Annotated in this window: 13 protein-coding genes; 7 read left to right on the forward strand and 6 right to left on the reverse strand. The window is 67.4% G+C overall.

What is annotated here, in order from left to right; translation table 11 throughout:
- Positions 1-101 precede the first annotated feature (101 nt).
- The 3 genes from crtI (at position 102) to ABZ942_RS14615 (ending at position 4,716) form a co-directional block, all read left to right on the forward strand.
- Positions 102-1,616, forward strand: coding sequence for a phytoene desaturase family protein (gene crtI / locus ABZ942_RS14605; protein ID WP_357383160.1), 1,515 nt, complete (start codon positions 102-104; stop codon positions 1,614-1,616).
- A gap of 245 nt (positions 1,617-1,861) precedes the next feature.
- On the forward strand, positions 1,862-3,445 hold the full coding sequence (locus ABZ942_RS14610; RefSeq protein WP_357383162.1) for an alpha-(1->6)-mannopyranosyltransferase A: 1,584 nt from the start codon (positions 1,862-1,864) through the stop codon (positions 3,443-3,445).
- Positions 3,442-4,716 (forward strand): phytoene/squalene synthase family protein, encoded by a 1,275-nt coding sequence (locus ABZ942_RS14615; RefSeq protein WP_357381983.1) that lies wholly within the window; start codon positions 3,442-3,444, stop codon positions 4,714-4,716. The genes ABZ942_RS14610 and ABZ942_RS14615 overlap by 4 nt, the downstream gene beginning before the upstream one ends.
- A gap of 367 nt (positions 4,717-5,083) precedes the next feature.
- Here ABZ942_RS14615 and ABZ942_RS14620 read toward each other — a convergent pair whose 3' ends face one another.
- Positions 5,084-5,449, reverse strand: a complete 366-nt coding sequence (locus tag ABZ942_RS14620) for an Rv2175c family DNA-binding protein (protein ID WP_357381985.1) — start codon at positions 5,447-5,449, stop codon at positions 5,084-5,086.
- 149 nt (positions 5,450-5,598) lie between these two features.
- On the opposite strand from ABZ942_RS14620, the gene pknB reads away from it, so the two are divergent.
- A complete protein-coding gene (gene pknB, locus ABZ942_RS14625) occupies positions 5,599-7,554 on the forward strand; it encodes a Stk1 family PASTA domain-containing Ser/Thr kinase (protein ID WP_357381987.1) in 1,956 nt (651 codons plus the stop codon).
- Between the two features lie 24 nt (positions 7,555-7,578).
- On the opposite strand, the gene ABZ942_RS14630 is transcribed toward pknB, so the two are convergent.
- Positions 7,579-8,964, reverse strand: a complete 1,386-nt coding sequence (locus ABZ942_RS14630; RefSeq protein ID WP_357381989.1) for a class II 3-deoxy-7-phosphoheptulonate synthase — start codon at positions 8,962-8,964, stop codon at positions 7,579-7,581.
- A 175-nt stretch (positions 8,965-9,139) separates the two neighbouring features.
- Between ABZ942_RS14630 and ABZ942_RS14635 the strand changes: the two genes are divergently transcribed.
- Positions 9,140-9,661 (forward strand): polyadenylate-specific 3'-exoribonuclease AS, encoded by a 522-nt coding sequence (locus ABZ942_RS14635; RefSeq protein ID WP_357383164.1) that lies wholly within the window; start codon positions 9,140-9,142, stop codon positions 9,659-9,661.
- Positions 9,662-9,808: 147 nt separating this feature from the next.
- On the opposite strand, the gene ABZ942_RS14640 is transcribed toward ABZ942_RS14635, so the two are convergent.
- The 4 genes from ABZ942_RS14640 to ABZ942_RS14655 are packed head-to-tail and all read right to left on the reverse strand — an operon-like array spanning position 9,809 to position 14,218.
- The gene (locus tag ABZ942_RS14640) at positions 9,809-11,428 is read right to left on the reverse strand and encodes a ubiquinol-cytochrome c reductase cytochrome b subunit (RefSeq protein WP_357381991.1); all 1,620 of its coding nucleotides are present in this window, start codon (positions 11,426-11,428) and stop codon (positions 9,809-9,811) included.
- Positions 11,425-12,660 (reverse strand): ubiquinol-cytochrome c reductase iron-sulfur subunit, encoded by a 1,236-nt coding sequence (locus tag ABZ942_RS14645; RefSeq protein WP_357381993.1) that lies wholly within the window; start codon positions 12,658-12,660, stop codon positions 11,425-11,427. Before ABZ942_RS14645 ends, ABZ942_RS14640 begins: the two co-directional genes overlap by 4 nt.
- Positions 12,661-12,683: 23 nt before the next feature.
- Positions 12,684-13,547 (reverse strand): cytochrome c, encoded by an 864-nt coding sequence (locus ABZ942_RS14650; RefSeq protein WP_357381995.1) that lies wholly within the window; start codon positions 13,545-13,547, stop codon positions 12,684-12,686.
- A 59-nt stretch (positions 13,548-13,606) separates the two neighbouring features.
- Complete coding sequence (locus tag ABZ942_RS14655; protein ID WP_357381997.1) at positions 13,607-14,218, reverse strand: heme-copper oxidase subunit III; 612 nt, start codon at positions 14,216-14,218, stop codon at positions 13,607-13,609.
- Positions 14,219-14,457: 239 nt separating this feature from the next.
- Here ABZ942_RS14655 and ABZ942_RS14660 point away from each other — a divergent pair, with 239 nt between their 5' ends.
- Together ABZ942_RS14660 and trpD are read left to right on the forward strand one after the other, a co-directional pair.
- Positions 14,458-14,910: a hypothetical protein gene (locus ABZ942_RS14660; protein ID WP_357381999.1), complete on the forward strand. Its 453-nt coding sequence runs from the start codon at positions 14,458-14,460 to the stop codon at positions 14,908-14,910.
- A 192-nt stretch (positions 14,911-15,102) separates the two neighbouring features.
- Positions 15,103-16,164, forward strand: a complete 1,062-nt coding sequence (gene trpD / locus ABZ942_RS14665) for an anthranilate phosphoribosyltransferase (protein WP_357382001.1) — start codon at positions 15,103-15,105, stop codon at positions 16,162-16,164.
- The last annotated feature ends 465 nt before the right edge of the window (positions 16,165-16,629 follow it).

Consider the following 16,629-nt stretch of genomic DNA (forward strand, 5'->3'; position numbering starts at 1 on the left):
GCGAAGAGGGGAATCTGATGAAAGACGTTGCCGCGCCGATCGATCGGGCGCAGCTCGATCAGGAAATGCCGATCGCCTCCGATCTGGTCACTGCCCGTCCGATGAAAACCGTTGCCGGACCAACGGATCGCGTGGTCGTGGTCGGCGCCGGGCTGGCCGGGCTCTCCGCCGCGCTGTACCTCACCGGCGCCGGACGCAAGGTCACCCTGATCGAGCGGGCCGATCATCCCGGCGGGCGCGTCGGGCGCTATCAGGGGCCGGATTACGAGATCGATTCCGGTGCAACCGTGTTGACGCTGCCCGAGCTGATCACCGATGCGCTGGCCGCGGTCGGCCGGACACCCGAGACCTGCAAGCCCGCGCTGCGTATTCATCAGTTGGCGCCCAGTTATCACGCCGCATTCGCCGACGGGGCCACGCTGCGGGTGTTCGCCGACCCCGACGCCATGGCCGAGGAGGTCGCGCGGGTCTGCGGCCCTGCGGAGGCGCGTCGCTATCGACGGCTGCGGGATTGGCTGGCGCGGATCTACGCGGCCGAGTTCACCGAGTTCATGGACACCAACTTCGATTCGCCACTGGACATGGTCCGGATGCCCGAAAAGCGCCGTGCGCTAGCGGCTTTGGTGCGCCTGGGCGGGTTCGGCAGGCTCGGTCGCCGGGTCGGCCGGATCCTGCGGGATCCGCGGCTGGCCCGGTTGTTCACCTTCCAGGCGCTGTACGCGGGCCTGCCGCCCGCCGAGGCGCTTGCGGTGTACGGCGCTATCCCGCACATGGACACCTCGCTCGGCGTCTACTTTCCCGAAGGCGGTATGCGGGCGATCGCGACAGCCATGGCCGAGGCGTTCACGGCGGCGGGCGGGACGCTCGAGCTGGGCACCGAGGTGACCGGAGTGGACTACGCGAGGCGACGAGCCGAGCGCGTGCGCACCGCCGACGGTCGCACGTTCGACTGCGATGCCCTGGTGCTGACCGTCGATCTCGGCTCCATCGACCGCTTCGGCGTGCGGCGTCGCCGCGGGTTGCGGGCCGCGCCCTCCGCGGTCGTCGCACACGGCACGGTGCCCGCCGAGGTGGCCCGCACCTGGCCCATCCAGGCGCACCACACCATCGACTTCGGGGCGGCGTGGGACAAGACGTTCGCGGAGATCGCCGGTCGGCGTGGCCAGTTGATGACCGACCCGTCGTTATTGCTCACCCGCCCCGCACTCACCGACCCCGGCCTCTACATCACTCGCCCGGACGGACAGCACGAACCATTCTCTTTATTGGCCCCCTGTCCGAATCTGGACGCCGCTCCCCTGGACTGGCCCCGAATCGGCCCCGCTTACCTGCGTGAACTGCTCCAAGTGCTGGAAGTACGCGGTTACCCGGGCATTGCCGCGCATTTCACCGTCGACCATCTCGACACCCCACAAACCTGGCGCGATCAAGGCCTGCTGGCCGGCACACCGTTCTCCGCGGCCCACCTCTTCCGGCAAACCGGGCCATTTCGTTCGCGCAATTTTCCGCGCACCAGCGACAATGTAGTTATCGCCGGTTGCGGCACCACCCCGGGCGTAGGGGTGCCGACCACGCTGCTGTCTGGAAAACTGGCGGCAACCCGCATTACCGGCTAGACCGGCCCGCTCGAGATGAAACCGCGCGTACCAGCGAGATAGTGTTCCCGGCGACGCCGTAAACTAGGCGCCGACCTATTCACTCGCGGTTGCGACCGCTGACCATTCGGGGGGACCGACACCAGATGGCTTCCCCCGAAACGCACGCCGCAGAGGCCACATTGACCGAAATCACCGGCCACGCACCGAACATCGCGGCGAAACGCGAATCGGCCCCCGCCGAGCCACCGAGTGCACGGTCGCGGATGCGTACCGTCACCCTGTTCCTGCGCAGCCCGGAAGGGCATGCCGCGATGCTCGGCTGCTACGGCGCGATCATGATCACCTTCGGCGGCTTCGGCGCGGGCAGCACCCGCAAGCGCGACCCGATACTCGAGGCGCTGCACCTGTCCTGGCTACGGTTCGGCCACGGGTACGCGCTGTCGACGATCGTCGTCTGGATCGGCGTGCTGCTGATGATCGCCGCGTGGGTGCGACTCGGCCGCACCACGATCGGGCGCGACGATCGGGTCGACGCCGGAGTGACGCTCAACGAGTTGCGCGTGATCGTCGGTATCTGGATCACTCCGCTGCTGTTCGCCGTGCCCATGTTCAGCCAGGACGTCTACTCGTACTTGGCGCAGGGCGCGCTGCTGCGCGACGGCTTCGATCCCTACGTCGTCGGACCGGTCGCGAACCCCGGCGTGCTGCTCGACAACGTGAGCCCGGTGTGGAAACTCACCACCGCGCCGTACGGCCCGATCTTCTTGCTGCTCGGCCGCGGCATCACCAGCATCACCGGCGACAATGTGGTCGCGGGCACCATCGCGATGCGCCTGGTCATGCTGCCCGGCCTCGCGCTGATGATGTGGGCGGTGCCTTATCTGACCAAGCACCTCGGCGGCAAGCCGACGGTCGCGCTGTGGCTCGCGGTGCTCAACCCGCTGGTGCTGATCCACCTCTGGGGTGGTGTGCACAACGAGATGCTGATGGTCGGCCTGATGTGCGCGGCCATCGCGCTGGTGCTGGAACGCCACCACGTCGCGGGCATCGTGGTGCTCTCGATCGGAGTGGCGATCAAGGCGACCGCCGGTGTCGCGTTGCCATTCCTGGTGTGGATCTGGATGCTGCACGAACGCGAGAAGCGTGCCGCGCGCCGCGCCGGGCGCGATCCGGAGAACCTGCCGGAGAGTGAACGGCCGCACGATGCCGCCGAACCCACCGAGGACATGCGGCATCCGGCGCTGATGTTCGCCAAGATCGCCGGGCTTGCCCTGACCGTGTTCGCCGCGGTCTTCGCGGCCGCTTCGGCCATCGCCGGTGTCGGCATCGGCTGGCTGACCGCACTATCCGGGTCCAAGAAGATCATCCAGTGGCTCTCGCTGCCGACCCTCATCCGGGATGTCATCACCTGGGTGACGCCGCTGAACCCCGACAAGCTGCTCGATCCGATCAGAATGCTGTGCATGGTGGCGCTGGTCGTCATGCTCGTCTGGACCTGGTGGCGATTCCGGCACAGCGAGCGCGAGGCGGTGCTCGGCATCCTGATCGCGTTCGTGGGGATCGTCATCCTGTCCCCCGCCGCGCTGCCCTGGTACTACTCGTGGCCACTGGCGCTCGCCGCCGGGTTCGCGTTGTCCACCACGACCTTGATGGTGCTGGTCGGCCTGTGTACCTGGCTGATGCTGGTCTTCAACCCGGACGGCTCGATCGGGTTGTACAGCTTCTGGCACGTGGCCTTGGCGACCTTCGCCGCCGTGGTGGCGGCGATGTCGCTGCGCAAGGTGGATCCGCTGCGATTGCGAGCCACACCGCCGAGCATCGACCCGGCCGCGCCCGCTCGGCCATGATCGGCGGCACGCCGCACCCCGAGCTCGCCGCTGCGTATCGCGAATGCAGGCAGATCGCGGCAGCGCACGGGCGGACCTACTTTCTGGCAACCCGGTTGCTGTCGGCCGAGCGTCGACCGGCGGTGCATGCGTTGTACGCGTTCGCGAGAGTGGTCGACGATATCGTTGACCACGCGGAAATCGATGTGGCACAGCGTTATCCGAGTCAGGTACGGGAGCTGCCCGAGCACGGCCGCGGCGGAGCGCTCGATCCGGGCGGAACGCTCGCGCCCAGCCCAGGCGATGAGCTCGACCTGATCGAGAAGCAGCTGCGGATCGCACTGGAGACACGGGAGACAATCGACGCGACCTGGCCGCTCGGCGTCTCGCTCGAGTCGCGGGAGGCAACCAATGCCGCTCAGCCACTCGGAGTTTCACCGATGGCGCAGAAGCTGACCGATGCCACCGGAGTGCTGGGGATCTCGCCGGAGCCATCGCGTTCGTCCATGTCGGCGGCTCCGCTGCGGCGACCGGCACCGGAAGCTGCGAGTCAGTACCGGCGCGGCCTGGTCCTGCTTGCGGTAGCCGACACTATACGCCGCTATAACATTGCGGCCCAACACTTCTGGACTTTCCTGGACTCCATGCGGATGGACGCCCCCGGCACCCCGCGGTTCCGTGATCGTTACGCCACCATGGCCGATCTGCACGAATACATGAGCGGCTCGGCCGCGGCCATCGGCCTGCAAGTCCTACCGGTGCTGGGCACCGTGGTGCCGATCGCCGAGGCGGAACCGGCGGCCGCCGCGCTCGGCGAGGCGTTCCAGCTGACCAACTTCCTGCGCGATGTCGCGGAAGACCTGGATCGCGACCGGGTGTACCTGCCCGCCGACGAACTCGCCGCGTTCGGAGTCGACCACGACCTGCTCGCGCACTGCCACCGCACGCAACGCACCGACCCCCGCGTCCGCCGTGCCCTCACACACCTGATCGCCCTCAACCGCGACATCTACCGCCACGCTGAACCCGGCATCGACCTGCTCGAACCACGAGTCCGTCCCGCCATTCGCACCGCCGCCATGCTCTACGCAAGCATCCTCAACCGCATAGAAGACTCCGGCTACGCCATCTTCAGCCACCGCGCGGTAGTCCCCGGCCACCAGCGCCTCGGCGTAGCAGCAATGCAGTTCACCACCGCAGCGCTACGCCCCCGCTGGAAACAGCCGCCGCCGAGGCGAGTCAAATGGTCGCTAGTTGATCTCTACGAGCAACCATTCGACTCGCCTCGATGAGGCCAACCGCACGCTGGAACCGACACCTTGCCCATCCCAAGTTGCGGAAGGTCGGGGACCCCACCTGACGTGCTCAGCACTCGGACAAGTACGCCCCTCCGAGCAAGCACACCTAAGCGCCGAAGATCTGCACTCTAACTCGGGATCTGCACTCGGAATAGGGCCCTAAACCCGGTGCCGATCCCGAGTTGAGGTGCGGATTCCGTTGCCCACGTGGCGAGTTGGAGGCCACGCATCGTTTTCGTTCGCGCGGGACAGCACTGTCCGCCGGCGGGGAGGATCTGCGCGCAGGATCGGGGTCCGCACCGACTCTGGGCGTCGCAGCGGGTGCGGGTCTTGAGAGAGGGTGCGGATCTCCGGCAGTTAGTCAGAAGGGGTCGGCGGCGGCTCGGCGGATGACCTCGCGGGCGAGGGGGCCGTGCAGAGCGTCGACGGGGGTGCCGGGGAGGCTGTCGTCCTCGGTGAAGATCCATTCCAGGATCTCCTCGTCGGTGTATTTGGCGTCCTTCATCACGGTGATCAGGCCGGGCAGGAACCTGACTACGCCTTCTTGGTCGAAGAAGCGTTCGGGGACGCTGACGACGCCGTCGCGGCGGACGGCGAGTAGCTGGTGGTCACGCAGCATCTGATGGACGCGGGTCACCACGAGCCCGAGCTTGTCTGCCACCTCGGGCAGCGGCAGCACTGCCACGGACTCCGGAAGGACATCATCACTGCAGGGAAATGCACTCACGCGGATAACGGTAGACGGTCACCCGCAGCAAGTCGTGAGACACCCGGGTGCGTTTGGTCGATACCATCGTGAGGGCCGCACGGGGCGGTCGATCACTTGTGGGATCAACCGCGAGGGGTGAGAACTTTGTGAAAGCCGGAGGACATCAATTGATCGGCCAGATGCTGGAAGGGCGCTATCGCATCGATGCGCCGATCGCCCGCGGCGGCATGTCGATGGTCTTCCGGGGCGTCGACACCCGACTTGATCGGCCGGTGGCCATCAAGGTGATGGACCCGAAGTTCGCCGGTGATCCGCAGTTCCTGTCCCGGTTCGAGTTCGAGGCTCGTGCGGTCGCCAAGCTGAAGCATTCCTCGCTGGTCGCGGTGTACGACCAGGGCGTCGACGGTGAGTATCCGTTCCTGATCATGGAGTTGGTCGAGGGCGGCACGCTGCGCGAGTTGCTGCGCGAACGCGGCCCGATGCCGCCGCACGCGGTGCGCGCGGTGGCCGAACCGGTGCTCGCGGCGATCGGCGTCGCGCATTCGGCGGGGCTGGTGCACCGGGACGTGAAACCGGAGAACGTGCTGATCTCCGACAACGGCGAGGTGAAGATCGCCGACTTCGGCCTGGTTCGCGCAGTGGCCGCGGCCAACACCACTTCTGCCAGCGTGATTCTCGGCACTGCCGCGTACCTGTCCCCCGAACAGGTGACCACCGGCACAGCCGACGCGCGCAGCGATGTGTATTCGTTCGGCGTGCTGATCTTCGAGCTGTTGACCGGAAAAGTTCCGTTCACCGGAGACACCTCGCTATCGGTGGCGTATCAGCGGATCGAGAACGATGTGCCGAGCCCGAGCCGGTTCATCTCGGGTGTGCCGCCGGAGTTCGACGAGCTGGTCGCCAAGGCGACCGCGCGCGAGCCCGCGCACCGGTACGCCGACGCCAACGAGATGGCGGCGGCGCTGCGGCAGATCGGCGCGAAGCTGAACCTGCCGCCGTACCGGGTGCCCGCGCCGCAGGAGTCGGCCGAGCATTTGAGCGCGAGCTATCGGATCGCCACGCCGGCCGCCGCGCCCGCGGCGATGCACGCGCCGGAGCCGTACACGCCGCAGACGGTGCAGCACACCAAGGTGGTCACCGCGCCGCGGCCGCGGGTGGATTACGGTCCGCCCGACGACTACCAGCAGCAGCCGGTACGGCAGCAGCATGCGGCGTCGCCGTATCAGGCGTACGCGCCCGACCGGGTCAAATCGCGCCGGATGACGTGGGTGTGGATCGCCATTGTGGTGATTCTCACGCTGGTCGTCGGGGTCGGCGGCTGGTGGCTGGGCGTTGGCCGATATTCGCCGGTGCCGGCGATCGCCGGGATGGACTCCGACCGCGCGGTCGCCGCGCTGCGGGATGCCGGGTTCGAGACCCAGATTCGGCAGAAGGCGTCGGACATCATTCCCGTCGGCGGGGTGGTCGGCAGCGATCCGTCGGCGGGTTCGCGGGTCACCAAGGGCTCGACGGTCGCGGTCCTGGTGTCCAGCGGCAAGCCGAAGGTGCCCGATGTGCAGCCGGGTGATCCGATCACCAAGGTCAACCAGCTGATTCGCGACGCGGGGCTGCAACCGGTGGACTCCGGTGAAATCGGCAACTCCGCGCCGAAAGGGTCGCTGGCCAAGACCGATCCGGGTCCCGGCACCGTCCTCCCGATGGGCGGGCAGGTAAAGGTGTACCGCAGCAAGGGTTCTCAGCCGGTGAAGGTGCCCGACGTGCGTGGGAAAACCACCGCCGAGGCCACCAAAATTCTCACTGACGCCGGAATCATGGTGCGCGAGAACAGGTCTCAGTTCGACCGCACCATCGATGCGGACAAGGCGATCGGCACCGATCCGGCCGCGGGCACCACCATCCAATCCGGTGACGGTGTGGCCCTGCTCGTCTCCAACGCCTTGAAGATGCCCGACGTCCGCGGCTGGACCGTCGCCAACGCCAGGGCCAAGCTGCAATCCCTCGGCGTTCAGGTCGAGGTGAAACAGCTTGTCGCAAGCGACAGTTCACTCATTGTCTCGCAGACCCCGGCCGTCGGCGCCAACATCGAGGCGGGCAACACCGTGTCCTTGGTCGCCCTGCCCTAGACAGTTACCTCGGAAAACCCTTGTTCAGCGCAGCATTTCGGCGACGAGGAAGGCGAGTTCCAGCGACTGCTGGGTGTTGAGGCGGGGGTCGCAGGCGGTTTCGTAGCGGCCGGAGAGGTCGAGGTCGGAGATATCCTGGGCGCCGCCGAGGCATTCGGTGACGTCTTCGCCGGTGAGTTCGATGTGCAGGCCGCCGGGGTGGGTGCCGAGGGCGTGGTGCACCTCGAAGAAGCCCTGGACCTCGTCGACGATGCGATCGAAGTGGCGGGTCTTGAAACCGGTGGAGGCCTCATGGGTGTTGCCGTGCATAGGGTCGCACTGCCAGATCACCTGGTGGCCGGTGGCCTGGACCTTCTCGATGATGGGCGGCAGCACGTCGCGGACCTTGCCGTTGCCCATCCGCGAGACGATGGTCAGCCGGCCGGGCTCGTTGTTCGGGTCGAGCCGCTCGACGTACTCCACGGCCATATCGGGCGTGGTCGTCGGGCCGATCTTCAGGCCGATCGGGTTGGCGATCAGTTCGGCGAGCGCGATGTGCGCGCCGTCGAGCTGCCTGGTCCGCTCGCCGATCCACAGGAAGTGTGCGGATAGGTCGTACAGCACCGGCTCGCCCGCGGCGTTCTCGCTGAGGCGCAGCATGGCGCGCTCGTAGTCGAGGACCAGGGCCTCGTGGCTGGCGTAGATGCGGGCCGAGCTCAGGCTCGGGTCGTTCACCCGGCAGGCGGTCATGAAGGCGAGGCCGCGGTCGATCTCCTCGGCCAGCGCCTCGTAGCGAGCACCGGCGGGCGACTTGGCGACGAAGTCACGGTTCCAGTCGTGCACCTTGTGCAGATCGGCCATGCCCGCGCCGGTCAGCGCGCGCACCAGGTTCATCGCCGCACTGGCGTTGGCGTAGGCGCGCACCAGCCGGGACGGGTCGTGCTCGCGCTGCGCGGCATCGGCGACCAGCGCGTTGACCATGTCGCCCCGGTAGGACTTGAGGCCGAGCGAATCCGTATCGGAGGAGCGCGGTTTCGCGTACTGGCCGGCGATCCGGGCCACCTTGACCACCGGCAGGCTCGCGCCGTAGGTGAGCACGACGGCCATCTGCAGCAGCGTGCGGATGTTGCCGCGGATGTGCGGCTCGGTGTTGTCGGCGAACGTCTCGGCACAGTCGCCGCCCTGCATGAGGAACGCCTCACCACGCGCCACCTCGGCGAGCTGCGCGCGCAGGTCCTCCACCTCGGCCGGCACGCAGATCGGCGGCACGCTCTCCAGCACGGTGCGCATCTGCGCGGCCTGCTCGCGATCCCACGACGGCTGCTGCAAGGCGGGGCGGGACAGCGCCTCGTCCAACCGCCTACGCAACTCGGTAGGCAGCGGCGGCAGTTCCGGCAGGCGATCGATCGGCACGTCCACGGTCCAGTTCACCCGTTCAGAATACGGACCACTCGGACTCGGGCGGTACCCACCACACGGGTGGCACGGGCCACCCCTGGTCATCGCGGTTCGGGATCCGAGCCCGGCTGCCAAACCGAGCCCCCGGCCACCTAGGGTGATTGTTCGGAGGTAGCTCCGGCGCCACATCGGGCGCCGTGCCGAATTGCTGAGGAGTAGACCGATCTCGCTTCGATACTTTTATGACTGCGAATTCATCGAGGACGGGGTCGTCATCGACCTGGTCTCCATCGGTGTCGTGTGCGAGGACGGGCGCGAATACTACGCGGTGTCCACCGAATTCGATCCCGAGCGGGCGGGCCCATGGGTGCGCAGGCACGTGCTGCCGCAGCTGCCCTCGCCCTCCTCGCCGCTGTGGCGCAGCAGGAAGCAGATCCGCGACGACCTGTACAAGTTCCTGGTGCCGCGCTCGTCGGTGGTGCCGGAGCTGTGGGCCTGGGTCGGCGCGTACGACCACGTGGCGCTGTGCCAGCTGTGGGGTTCCATGGTCGACCTGCCCACCGCCCTCCCCCGCTACACCAACGAGCTGCGCCAGCACTGGGACGCGCACGGCCGCCCCGAGCTGCCGCCCGTGCCACCGGACGCGCACGACGCGCTCGCCGACGCCCGCCACAACCTGGCGAAGTTCGAGGCGATCGAGGCCTCCCGCCGCAGTGCGCCGCGGTTGTAGATCCTGAAAGCGAAGGCCCCGAGTCTGATTCGACTCGGGGCCTTTCGTTTCACCAATGCGGCAACTGATTTCGCTGGGTCGCCGAGGGCAGGACCCAACGCAAAGGCCCCGAGTCGAAACCGACTCGGGGCCTTTGCTGTTCAGCTATCAGTGGCTGTGCTTGCCACCATGCTCTTTTTCTTGACGCGCCTGCAACACCTTGAGCTGCTTGTGCTCTTCGGCGTGCTCGGTCTCGAAGTGCTGCTCGCTCTCCTGCCACGGGTCCGCGCGCAGGAAGCTGCCAGTGCCGGGCTTGCCGGCCAGGCCGAGCTTGCTCATCTTCTTCGGGACGGTCGCGCCCTGGTACTCCAGCGGGATCGGGTGGCCGTGGTCGTCGACCGGGCCGAGCGGCTGGTGCACCTCGATGTACTCACCGTGCGGCAGGCGCTTGATCACGCCGGTCTCGATGCCGTGCTCGAGCACCGCCCGGTCGCTGCGCTGCAGGCCGATGCAGAACCGGTAGGCGATGAAGTACGCCAGCGGCGGCACGACCAGGATGCCGATGCGGCCCATCCAGGTGGTCGCGTTCAACGAGATGTCGAACTTCAGCGCGACGATGTCGTTGACGCACGACAGGGTCAGCACGACGTAGAAGCCGATCGACATGGCGCCGATCGCGGTACGCACCGGCACGTCGCGCGGACGCTGCAGCAGGTTGTGGCCTGCGGTGTCGCCGGTCAGCCGCTTCTCGATCCACGGGTACATGATCAGCACCGTGAACACCAGGCCCATGATCAACGCGACCCAGAACACGGCGGGAACCGTGTAGCGACCCAGGTAGAGCTCCCACGGCGGCATGAGACGGGCCAGGCCGTCGGTCCACATCATGTAGAAGTCCGGCTGCGAACCCGCGGAGACCTGAGACGGGTTGTAGGGACCCAGGTTCCAGATCGGATTGATCTGGAACAAGCCGCCCATGATGCCGATGATGCCGAGGGTGAAGGCGAAGAACGCGCCCTGGTCCGCGGCGAACACCGGGATGATGCGGGCGCCGACCACGTTGTTCTCGGTACGGCCCGGCCCCGGGAACTGGGTGTGCTTCTGGTACCAGACCAGCGCGACGTGCGCGGCGATCAAGGCCAGGATGATGCCGGGCAGCAGCAGCACGTGCGCGATGTAGAGGCGCGGGATGATGATCGTGCCGGGGAAGTCCCCGCCGAAGATCAGCCAGTGCATCCAGGTGCCCGCGATCGGGATACTCATCGTGATACCGCCGAACGCGGCCCGCAGACCGGTGCCGGACAGCAGGTCGTCGGGCAGCGAGTAACCGAAGAAGCCCTCGAACATCGCCAGGATCAGCAGCAGCGAGCCGATCACCCAGTTCGCCTCACGCGGCTTGCGGAACGCGCCGGTGAAGAAGATGCGGAACAGGTGCACGATGATCGACGCCGCGAACAGCAGCGCGGCCCAGTGATGCACCTGGCGGACGAACAGACCGCCACGCACCTCGAAGGTGATGTTCAGCGACGTCTCGTACGCCCGCGACATGGTGACACCACGCAGCGGCTGGTACGAGCCGTTGTAGACGACCTCGGTCATCGACGGATCGAAGAACAGCGTCAGGTAGACACCCGACAGCAGCAGGATGATGAACGCGTACAGCGCGATCTCACCGAGCAGGAACGACCAGTGGGTCGGGAAGACCTTGTTGATCGACCGCTTCATGAACGCAGCGGCTTGATACCGCTCGTCCATCTCATTGGCCTGTGCGGCGACAGAAGGGCTCATGAACGACGCTCCCAGTAGGCCGGGCCGAGCGGCTCGATGAAGTCGCCGTTGGCGACCAGGTAGCCCTCGGAGTTGACGGTGATCGGCAGCTGCGGCAGTGCGCGAGCGGCGGGACCGAAGACCGGCTTACCCCATTCGGTCGCCAGGAACTGCGACTGGTGGCAGGGGCAGAGGATCTTGTTGGTCTGCGACTCGAACAACGACGTCGGGCAACCGAGATGGGTGCAGATCTTCGAGTAGGCGAAGTAGTCGCCGTAGTTGAAGCTCTCCTGGCCCTTACGCTTGATCGCCTTCTGCGCGTCCTCGGTGCGCAGGCGAATCATCATGACCGCGTTGCGGATACCGCGCAGCGACTGGAGCGTGGCGTGCTCGTCGCCGCGCCACTTCTCCTTCCACGGGAACACCGTCTCCATGCCGCCCGCGTCCATGTCCTCGGGACGGACGAGCACGACGTCCTCCGGGCGACCGGTGTCGCGACGGATGTAGATGGTCTCGCCCTCGAAGTCCGGGGTCCAGCCCGAGACCCACAGCGGCGACTTCTCCCGCTTGGCCCACGGGTTCTTCACCATGCCGCCGACGAACACCAGCAGCGCGCCGATGCCGAGCACGCCGACGCCGGCACCGGCGGTGCGGGTGATCAGCTTGCGGCGGGCCAGCGTGGAGGTTTCCAGCGCGTCGGTGAGCTCGGCGACCAGGGTGCGGCGCTCGACCTCGGGCGACGGGCCGTCGTGGCGGTCCTGGATGGACAGCTCGGCGGGGATGAACATCTTGCGGATCAGCACCACCGCGACACCGATGACCAGCACCGAGACGCCGAAGGTGACACCGACCAGCGGAGTGAACAGCGAGTAGGCGGTGTGGCCTTCCTCGTCGGACGGCTTGAACTTCCACGGCCAGAACAGGTACACGCCGACCAGCGCCGCCGCGGCGATGCCGGAGACAGCGAACCAGAACGCGACCGCGCGCTCGGCGCGCTTCTCGGCGCGGGTGCCCGGAACCGGGAACCGCTCACGCCGGTAGGCGACGTCGACGCCGTCCCGCTCGGTGCCGAGCTTGACCAGCTCGTCGCGCGTCATCGCGTCGAGTTCGGCCTCGGTGTAGTCCTTCTTCACCGCGTGGCTGTCGGACTCCGCTACCGCGTGGCCGTCGGAACCCGCCACCACCTCGTGGGAACCGTGGCCCGTGGATTCCTTCGACGGCGCGCCGTCGTGGCCCTCATCCGGCCGACCCATGTCGTTTGGCTCCTTCTCATCCGTCATGACCTAGACCCGATCCAAATCGCGGCACCGACGACCGTCGTAATACCGATCACCCACATGACCAGGCCCTCGGTCGCGGGACCGAAGCCGCCGAGGTCCCAGCCGCCGGGGGCCTTCTCCTCTTTCGCGTTCATGACGTAGGCGACGATGTCGCGCTTCTCTTCCGGCGACAGCTGCCGGTCGGAGAACTTCGGCATGTTCTGCGGGCCGGTCATCATCGCGTCGTAGATCTGCTGCTCGGAGGCGGGCTCCAGCGGGGGCGCGAACTTACCGGAGGACAGCGCGCCGCCGCGGCCGGTGAAGTTGTGGCAGGACGCGCAGTTCATCCGGAACAGTTCCGAACCGCGGGCGATGTCGTCGCCGCGCAGCGACTCCTGCGCGATCTCGCCGTTCGCGTCGCGCACCACGGTCGGGCCGCCACCGTTGGCCGCCACGTACGCCATCAGCGCGTCGGTCTGGTGCTCGTCGAACTTCGGTGGCTTGCGCTGCGCCTGGGCCTCGTTGCGGGCCATCGGCATGCGGCCGGAGGACACCTGGAAGTAGACGGCGGCCTCACCGACACCGATGAGGCTCGGGCCGCGGTCCTCGACACCCTGCAGGTTCGCACCGTGGCAGGTGATGCAGGACGTGTCGTAGAGCTGGTTGCCCTCGCGGATCAGCGCCGAGGAATCCTCGTTCGCGGTCGCCCGCTGCGGGTCCGGCGTCAAAGCCGCTGCCAGGAAGCCTGCTCCGACGAGGCCCACCAACAGCGCGAGCCCGCCCGCGATGCGACGGCGAACGCGGCGCTGCCTGCGTGTCTTGCTGGCCTCGCCGTTCCCGTTGCTGGCGGGCTCTGGCGCTGACGGGGGAGATGAACTCATCTGTGTCCCTTTGGAGTAGACGGAACCGACGTGTGCAAAAGACTGGGGGTATGCCCGACTCAGCGGACGAAGTAGATCGTGGCGAACAACCCGATCCACACGATGTCGACGAAGTGCCAGTAGTACGAGACGACGATCGCGGCGGTGGCCTGCGCGGGGGTGAACTTACTGACCTTGGTGCGGATCAGCAGGAACACGAACGCGATCAGACCGCCGATGACGTGCAAACCGTGGAAACCGGTGGTGATGTAGAACACCGAGCCGTAGGCGCTGCTCGAGATCGAGGTGCCTTCCTTGACCAGTGCGTGGTACTCGGTGCCCTGACCGGCGACGAACATCGCACCCATGATCAGGGTGATGACGTACCAGCGGCGCAGGCCGAACACGTCGCCACGCTCCGCGGCGAACACGCCCATCTGGCAGGTGAACGAAGACGCGACCAGCACGGCGGTGACCGGCACGGCGAGCTTGAGGTTCAACTCGGTCGGTTCCGGCGGCCAGACGCCGTGCGCCTGTGCGCGCGCGACGAAATACATCGCGAAGAGGCCGGCGAAGAACATCAACTCGCTGGACAGCCAGATGATGGTACCGACGCTGACCATGTTGGGCCGATTCAGCGAGTGCACACGCTGGGTAATGGCCGATCCGGGGGTCCCTACTGCGGTCGTCACGGGGGTAAGTATGACTCGTCGTAGTACGACACAAGTACCCGGGTGCGAAACTTGTGTCTCCGTGTCGGAAAACCCACGGACAGACGGCCTCTCGACCAGGGCTCGGCGTGTTGAGGTCGGGCCGCCCGCGACATGGCGGCGTCGGTCGGGACGTGTTTACGTGCCGGGTCCGCGTGCCCTCGGGTAGCTGGACCACAGCATGACAGGCGTGCGTAAGTAAAAGCTGAGATGGAGGCGATGTGGCAGCGCGGTGGTTGGGTCGATTGTTCGGGCGCGGCGGGCCGGTGCCGTTGGATCCGAGCAGGGCCGATCTGGTGGTGGTCGCGGCGAGTTTCGATGACGCCGAGGCCTGTTCGGCGGCGCTGGCGCGGGCCGGTGAGCTGGCGCCGGAGGCGGAGGTGGTGTTGCGGCATCGTCTGCGGATTCCGCCGGGTCAGGTCGCGGCGGTGTGTGCGATCGCGGCGCAGGACGGGTACGCGCCCGCGCCGCAGGTTGGTGGGCCGGGGACCGATGCGCTGGAAACGGTGATCCTGCAGCGGGTGCAGGTGCTCGACGCGCTGCACTGTTCGCAGGAGCGTTCGCGGATGGCGGGGCTGGCGCAGCGGCACGAGGGCACTGCGGACGGCTGGGATGCGCTGCAACCGCGTCCCGCGACCGAAGAATCCGGGCCCGGCGCCGGGCCGCAGCCGTAAGTTCTCGCGAACTGGGCCGTGCGCGTTTTAACGACGAGCTCAGCCCCGACAGCGGGCAGTAGGCTACTGCGCGACAAACTGGTGTGAAACCAGTGTGACGGGAGAAAGTAAGTTCATGAGCGAGCGCAGCGAGCGAATCGTGACACAGCGCGCCGCGCGCGTGACGGAACCGAGCGCCGGCGAGGTGGAGTCATGAGCGTGCGCAGCTGGCCCCAGGTGCTCGGAACCCTCGCAGACGGTGGCGACCTGGCCGCGGACGACACGGCATGGGCGATGGACGAGATCATGTCGGACAACGCCACCTCCGCCCAGATCGCGGCGTTCGGCGTCGCCATCAAGATCAAGGGGCCGACCGCGGCCGAGCTGACCGGCCTCGCCACCGGCATGCTCGAACACGCCAGGTTGGTGCACATCGACGGCGACGCGGTGGACATCGTCGGCACCGGCGGTGACCGATCCGGTTCGGTGAACATCTCCACCATGTCCTCGATCGTGGTCGCCGCGGCCGGGGTTCCGGTGGTCAAGCACGGCAACCGCGCGGCCTCGTCCAAGAGCGGCGGCGCCGACGTGCTCGAATCGCTCGGCGTGCGACTCGCGCTCGGGCCGGAGGCGGTGGCGCGCTGCGTGCGCGAGGTCGGGATCGGCTTCTGTTTCGCGCCGGTATTCCATCCCGCGCTGCGATTCGCGGGCGCGGCACGCAAGGAAATCGGCATCCCCACCGTCTTCAATGTGCTCGGGCCGCTGACGAATCCGGCGCAACCGCGCGCCGGACTGGTCGGCTGCGCGTTCACCGACCTGCTCCCGGTGATCGCAGGCGTGTTCGCTGCACGCGGCGGAAGCGCGCTGGTGGTGCGGGGCAACGACGGCCTCGACGAGATCACCACCTCCGACACCACCGCCGCCTGGGTGGTATCCGGCGGCCGAATGCGCGAGACCACGATCGACCCGACCCGCCTCGGCATCCCCCGCGTCGACCTGGAGGCGCTGCGCGGCGGCGACGCCGAGGTCAACGCGGGCGTGGCCCGAAGTGTCTTCGCCGGAACAACCGGCGCGGTACGAGACGCGGTCCTGGTGAACTCAGCAGCCGCCATCGTCGCCTACGACTTGTCCCAGGGCACAGTCGATTACGCGGCCGACATACACGACGCCCTGACAGGAGGAATCGAGCGAGCCGCCGCCGCCATCGATTCGGGCAAGGCGGCCGCGCTCCTCGAACGCTGGACAAAGCTGACCGTCACCCTCGGCGACCGCTGACCCGCACGCTCCACGTACGCCCCGCAGGGGTGGTCCACATTGCCGCCGCGCACACTTTCGGTCGCCGCGCACACAATCGTCAGCAATATCAGGCGCAGCACGACGAAACGCGAGCAGTGACAACCGCCACCATGCCGCGGGCGCAGCGGCGGCTGGCTACCCGCTGAGGAGGCGGCGTCCCGCGCACGCATTCGTTCGCTGCGCACGTATTCGTTCGCTGCGCACGCATTCGTTCGGCGCGCGCGCATTCGTTCGGCGCGCGCAATTGCCAGCGATTTCGGGCGCAGCGAGGTGGAACGTGCGCGGCGCTGCTGGCGTTCGGTTGCGGGTGATCGGCCGTGCCCGGCGAACGCGCTGAAGGTGTAGCGGGTGTGTTCACCGGGCGGTGCTCGTGCGGCAGGCTTGTGGGTTCGGGATCGCCGAGTGCCGGTTCGTTGGTTCAGCGCGGAACATGCGGCATTGCGA

The organism is Nocardia sp. NPDC046473 (assembly GCF_040645995.1).
Lineage (GTDB): Bacteria > Actinomycetota > Actinomycetes > Mycobacteriales > Mycobacteriaceae > Nocardia.